The organism is Shewanella surugensis, from assembly GCF_023284005.1.
GTDB lineage: Bacteria > Pseudomonadota > Gammaproteobacteria > Enterobacterales > Shewanellaceae > Shewanella > Shewanella surugensis.
In genome coordinates, this window is the sequence record NZ_JAKIKS010000205.1 from 1 (window position 1) to 5192 (window position 5192).

6 protein-coding genes and 1 pseudogene are annotated in these 5192 nt (G+C 39.3%); 3 read left to right on the forward strand and 4 right to left on the reverse strand.

The genetic code is table 11. The features are described 5' to 3' along the window. Positions 1–165 precede the first annotated feature (165 nt). A pseudogene (locus tag L2764_RS25570) lies at positions 166–970 on the forward strand (ISAs1 family transposase); the annotation flags it as partial. A 420-nt stretch (positions 971–1390) separates the two neighbouring features. Next, on the forward strand, positions 1391–1636 hold the full coding sequence (locus tag L2764_RS25575) for an HP1242/YdcH family protein (protein ID WP_248943178.1): 246 nt from the start codon (positions 1391–1393) through the stop codon (positions 1634–1636). A 145-nt stretch (positions 1637–1781) separates the two neighbouring features. Here L2764_RS25575 and L2764_RS25580 read toward each other — a convergent pair whose 3' ends face one another. The 4 genes from L2764_RS25580 to L2764_RS25595 all read right to left on the reverse strand — a co-directional run bounded on the left by L2764_RS25580 (position 1782) and on the right by L2764_RS25595 (position 3770). Beyond that, positions 1782–2147, reverse strand: a complete 366-nt coding sequence (locus tag L2764_RS25580; protein ID WP_248943179.1) for a polysaccharide deacetylase family protein — start codon at positions 2145–2147, stop codon at positions 1782–1784. A gap of 39 nt (positions 2148–2186) precedes the next feature. Next, positions 2187–2480: a polysaccharide deacetylase family protein gene (locus tag L2764_RS25585; RefSeq protein WP_312018388.1), complete on the reverse strand. Its 294-nt coding sequence runs from the start codon at positions 2478–2480 to the stop codon at positions 2187–2189. Next, positions 2393–2722 (reverse strand): polysaccharide deacetylase family protein, encoded by a 330-nt coding sequence (locus L2764_RS25590; protein ID WP_248943180.1) that lies wholly within the window; start codon positions 2720–2722, stop codon positions 2393–2395. Before L2764_RS25590 ends, L2764_RS25585 begins: the two co-directional genes overlap by 88 nt. Positions 2723–2870: 148 nt before the next feature. After that, positions 2871–3770, reverse strand: coding sequence for a LysR substrate-binding domain-containing protein (locus L2764_RS25595; protein WP_248943181.1), 900 nt, complete (start codon positions 3768–3770; stop codon positions 2871–2873). A gap of 134 nt (positions 3771–3904) precedes the next feature. Here L2764_RS25595 and L2764_RS25600 point away from each other — a divergent pair, with 134 nt between their 5' ends. Next, entirely contained in the window at positions 3905–4582 is a 678-nt protein-coding gene (locus L2764_RS25600; protein WP_248943182.1) for an FMN-dependent NADH-azoreductase, read from the forward strand. Positions 4583–5192 lie beyond the last annotated feature (610 nt).

The window sequence follows — 5192 nt, forward strand, 5'->3', positions numbered from 1 at the left end:
GATTACATCGAACATTGCTTGGAACAGCTATCTCCCCCCAACTGTGATCTCAATAGTCTCTTACCTTGGCATGTTAATCTAAGCAAGGCGTAGTTCGCCGGACGCTCACAAACTAATTTTTAATCACATGATTTTAACAACAAATTATCTAATCAAGTACAGTTAATGCCTCTATTTACTCATCTTTCATTAATCCCAGATACGCATTCTCATATCAATCAACGCCATAATTTAGTTGATGTATTATTTTTGGTTTTATCCGCTGTTGCCAGCGGTCAAGATGACTGAAGTGAAATACAACAGTTCGGTGAACATTAGATTGGTTGCGCAAATTTAGGGCCTTTGCTCATGGGATCCCACGTCGACACACCATAACCCGTATTGTGCAGGCCGTTGAACCCGAGCAATTACAGCTGTGCTTATTTAGCTGGATCAATAGTCTACGGTTTGAAACCAATAAGCTCATTATTGCCATTGATGGAAAAACACTAAAAGGAGCATCTAAACTCGGTTGTAAAACCTTTCACTCAGTTGCAGCTTACGATAAAAACAATGGGTTGGCTTTATATCAAGAAATGGCCTCTGGAAAAGGAAAAGGGGAAGAAATAGAAACCGTCCAATTACGTCTTACTATGCTCAATATAAACAATGCATTAATCACACTCAATGCACTGAATGCACAAAGGAAAACATTAGCCGCGATTATTGCTCGAAAAGGCGATGATGTCGTGCAAGTTAAAGCGAATTAATCCAAACTTTTTAAATCGGTTAAATCTCAATTTAATGAAGCGTTTCAAAGCGAACATCAGCTGGCACAAGTCAATCATCAGGAAAAGGCCTCCGGCGCGAAGAGCAGCGTTTTGTTTTTCAAATTCCCGCTCAGTTACCACCAGAATTATCGGAAAAGTGGCCTTCAGTGACACCATTAGTTGCAGTGGAGAAACATAGGAAAATTAAAAACAAAACCAATAAAAATCCCCGCAGCAAGCTATCTCGCCTTTGGCTCAACTTCGCTACGCGAAGCGGGGTATTAAGATACTGAAAGACTAATACTTACGCAGCCAGCTGCGGGGAATCAGACCCACTGAGATTGAAAGTATCCCTGGTAATTGATCACTATAATTAGTTTGTGATATTCACAAAGAAGTTGTTATGTACAGCGAAGTTAAGAAGTGTTTGCATGATATTAAAAATAACTTGAAGCGAATTTTAAGCCATAATATTGATAAACTCAGGTTGTGAAGGAGTCAACTGTTGAACTAAACTAAATGGTAGAATGAAGCAAGACTGTAGAATGCTAGTAGGTAGAAAGCGAGCATATTAAAGTGAAATGCTAACACTATTAATGAAACCATGAGCCGACAGGCTCACTCATAAAGAAGAGGTGATTATGTTAGGAGAAAGTCATGCCCTTATTTTTGATTTCCCAGAATATCGAGACGCAATTTCATCACTCAACAGCAATGATCAAGATTTTTCAAACAAAGCCGCCCGTTATCATGAGCTCGATCTCGAAATTAGGCGACTAGAGCTTAAAGGTTCCCCTGTCAGTGATGACACCATGCATCAACTCAAACATGAACGTTCAGCATTAAAAGATCACCTGTTTGACAAAATGAAAAACCAAGCATCTTAAGACTTAGACAAGTAAACTGGCAGATAAAAAAGTCCCTCATATCACCACCAACCAACTTTTTATCGCCCTAATCATCGATTAGGGTGATAGTACTCCGTAAAAATAATCCATTCATAACGCTACTTTAACTTTGGTACCGAAAACATCATTTGGGCTGAAGCACAACGTCTTTAAAACGTTTACCAAGATAGGCTTCATCTAAGGTGTGATGCCAAAGTCCCTTTTCCTGCCCTTTATTGAGCGCAATCCCTCCCCCCATTCTCCCAGGGTTATAACGCAGCAATCGCTCAGCTTGATACTGAGAAATCTCATCATGATACGCATCTGCAGGAGAAATGATTGTCCAACCTTTATCTCTAAGCGCATCCACCAAATCACCAATAAACAAGACCGAAAGATCCATTTCATGCAGTAATAGTACATGCTTGGGAGAGCGTCTTAAGTGAGTTTGAGCCATCTCATCATAATATTCAATGCTCTCCATTATGATTTGAATATAAAGCTGACGCATTCGCGTTAAATCTATCGACTTCCCTTGCCTTAACGCCGCTTAAAATAAGTTTTCAAGGTACCAATCATAATTATTTAAAGTAATATAAGCATTAATATAACCCTGCTTTTGTAATACCTCACGCATGCCATCTCGTTTTTTATTGGTATCACCTTCTCTCAAATATGGAAAACGAAACCACTTCTTGTATGACGAAAACTGGCTCAGTTTGGTATCGGTCAATGAAAAATCATCCACATATTGAGCTAAACTGACCTGATTAAAGTTAAGGTGGCTGTGTGAATGATTAGCAATAATATGACCTGCTTGACTATAAGCCTGCAGTCGATATATTCCTTCTTTATTAAGCCTTTGACTGTTAGCAAAAAAAACACTTGCTCAACCTTATGACGTTTTAAAGCCGCAATTAATGTATTAGCTCGTGTAGGACCATCGAAATATCCCTCAGCCTTACGAGGCGCATCATCAAAAGTAATGGCAATGTCTTTTGCAAGGCAAAGAGGAGAAAAACAAAGCAGTAATAATACTATTTTAAAGCATTTGGAATGACGCAACATTCTCTTTAACAGCGGCATGGCAAGTCATAAATTAAGTTTAACCTTTGTTAATGTAACACCCACAAGCTATTGTTGTAAAAATGTTATTGAGGCAGCGATGACGACGTTTCCAATCTCCTTTATATCTGTAATCCATAATATCAATAAAAAGCGTATCCTTCTTCGGTCAGTCCATTCTAATCGCTAACTCTTCTAGCAACCACTCTCGAAAGCAATGGACTTTTAAGCTGTTATGCTGATGGATTGAAGTCAGCATAGAATAAGTTAATCCTGCCACTATTTCACCTTGTGGATGTTTGACCAGCCATCCTTGCTTTAAGGCTGTTTGGATCAGTAATTCACTGACAAGGGCGATGCCCTGTCCGGCTAATGCCGCTTGAATAACATGCTGTTCTTGATCAAAGCGCCTAACATGTGAGGCTTGAAATTGCCCATGACTATCAACCCCTTTATTTTGAAAGTATTGCTGCCATGTAATAGGGGGTAACTGTACGTTTTTCCAAGCTGTTTCAATCAAAGTGGCGGCTTTGAGCTGCGGATGACTTTGCAGATATGACGGGGTCGCATACATGCCAAAGCGTTCTGTCGTCAGTTTGACTGAATATGCCAGCTCACTGTCAAATTGACCGTATCTTATCGCGACATCGACTCGTCTGTCTTTTAGCAAATCATCCAATGCTTCGCCCGTTTTAACCACCACTTGAATATCGTTGTAACGCTGATGGAAGTCCTCAAGCTTTGGCACTAACCACTGCGCAGCAAATGATGAGGTAGTGCTAACAGTCAGCACTGTCTGTTGATTTGAGATTTCATCAATGACATGCCCTAATTGCTGTAAGGATTGATTCGCCACTGTGGCAAGCCTTTCCCCCTCCGGCGTTAAGTCAATTGAGCGCGTTTTACGTTCAAAAAGCAAAGCACCCAATTTATCCTCCAACGCCCGTATTTGATGAGAAACCGCTGTCGCGGTCACATTAAGCTCTAAAGCTGCAAGCTTGAAACTCAATAATCTAGCCGCAGCATCAAACACCCTAATACTGTTCAATGAAGGTAAGTGAGAAAACATAAACGAGCCTTATAGATGAATATATCTCATGTATAAGCAAATAATAATCCTTTGTCAATAGTACTATTTCGTTGCAATATCAACTTAATACTTTATTACTCGCAATCAAATACATATTATATAAAGAGGATTTTATGACCACACTACTTCATATTGATACCAGCGCACGTCCACTGAACCAATCAGACCACCAGTCCATTTCAAGAACACTCGCTCAACGCTTCCTTAGCCTATGGCAAAACACGCTTCCTGAAACACATATCATCTATCGCGATTTAGCCACCAGCCCAGTCGATTTAATTAATCAAGCCTGGATTGAGGCGGCTTTTACTAAAGAAGAAAAACGCACCCCAACACAAATGTCGATATTGTCAGCATCAAATGAATTAATTGATGAAGTGATGCAAGCCGATATCATATTACTCTCCACCCCGATGTATAATTACGGCATGCCCGCCGTGCTAAAAGCATGGTTTGATCAAGTTATTCGCGTCAATAAAACCTTCAGTTTTGATTTAAATCGAGGCGACTTTCCACTGCAAGCGAGCCTATCAGGTAAAACCTTAATTCTCATCACATCCAGTGGTGAATATGGCTTTGAACTTGGTGGATTAAGAGAAAAAATGGATCATTTACACCCACATATTCACACACTCAGCCATTATTTAGGCGTCGAAACCATGCACACTATCCGCGCTGAATACCAAGAATTTAACGATGAACGCCATCAAGCATCATTAAAAAAGGCCAATACCGAGGTTATCACTTTGGTTGCACAACTCGTTGACATAACGCAAGCAACATTCGCATAGCGACTATTCATCCCATTATAATCAGTAAAATATTTTTCAAGCCACCCGAACTGCTTAATACAAATAATGATCAATGCCGATACCACTCTATATACCCAAGCTCATTGAAAGCGCATGTTTTCAGAGCTGAAGTGGTCAACTAATATTGGCCACCAACTTGGAGTCGGTCTCAAATAGTCGTTCAGATCATGACAACGCTTTAGGTTTCTGCCAATCAACATTAAGCGGGGATTATTTATTGATACACGATGGCTTAAAATATTTTTTAATTAGACATTAGTCCTGTTATTGCCCATTTTAAATATCACTCTCATTTAATCTGGTTAATAAATCAAGTATACCCATATTAACACGCTTTTATCTACAATAGGATTTAACACAAAGACCCATTGTTTTTAGACTTAAGCCTAACATCTGATCATGAATGGCATAATAAAGAAAGTAAATTTGATATGGACGCTAAAAATGCATTTTCAAGAGAAAAAATACGTGAAATCATTAGGGGGTGTTGACAATTGGCCATGATTAGCTGATTAAGATACAATTTTTCTCTTTGAAATTCATATGTCTCGTAAAATGATTAGCGATAAGCAGTGGCGACGAATTCATT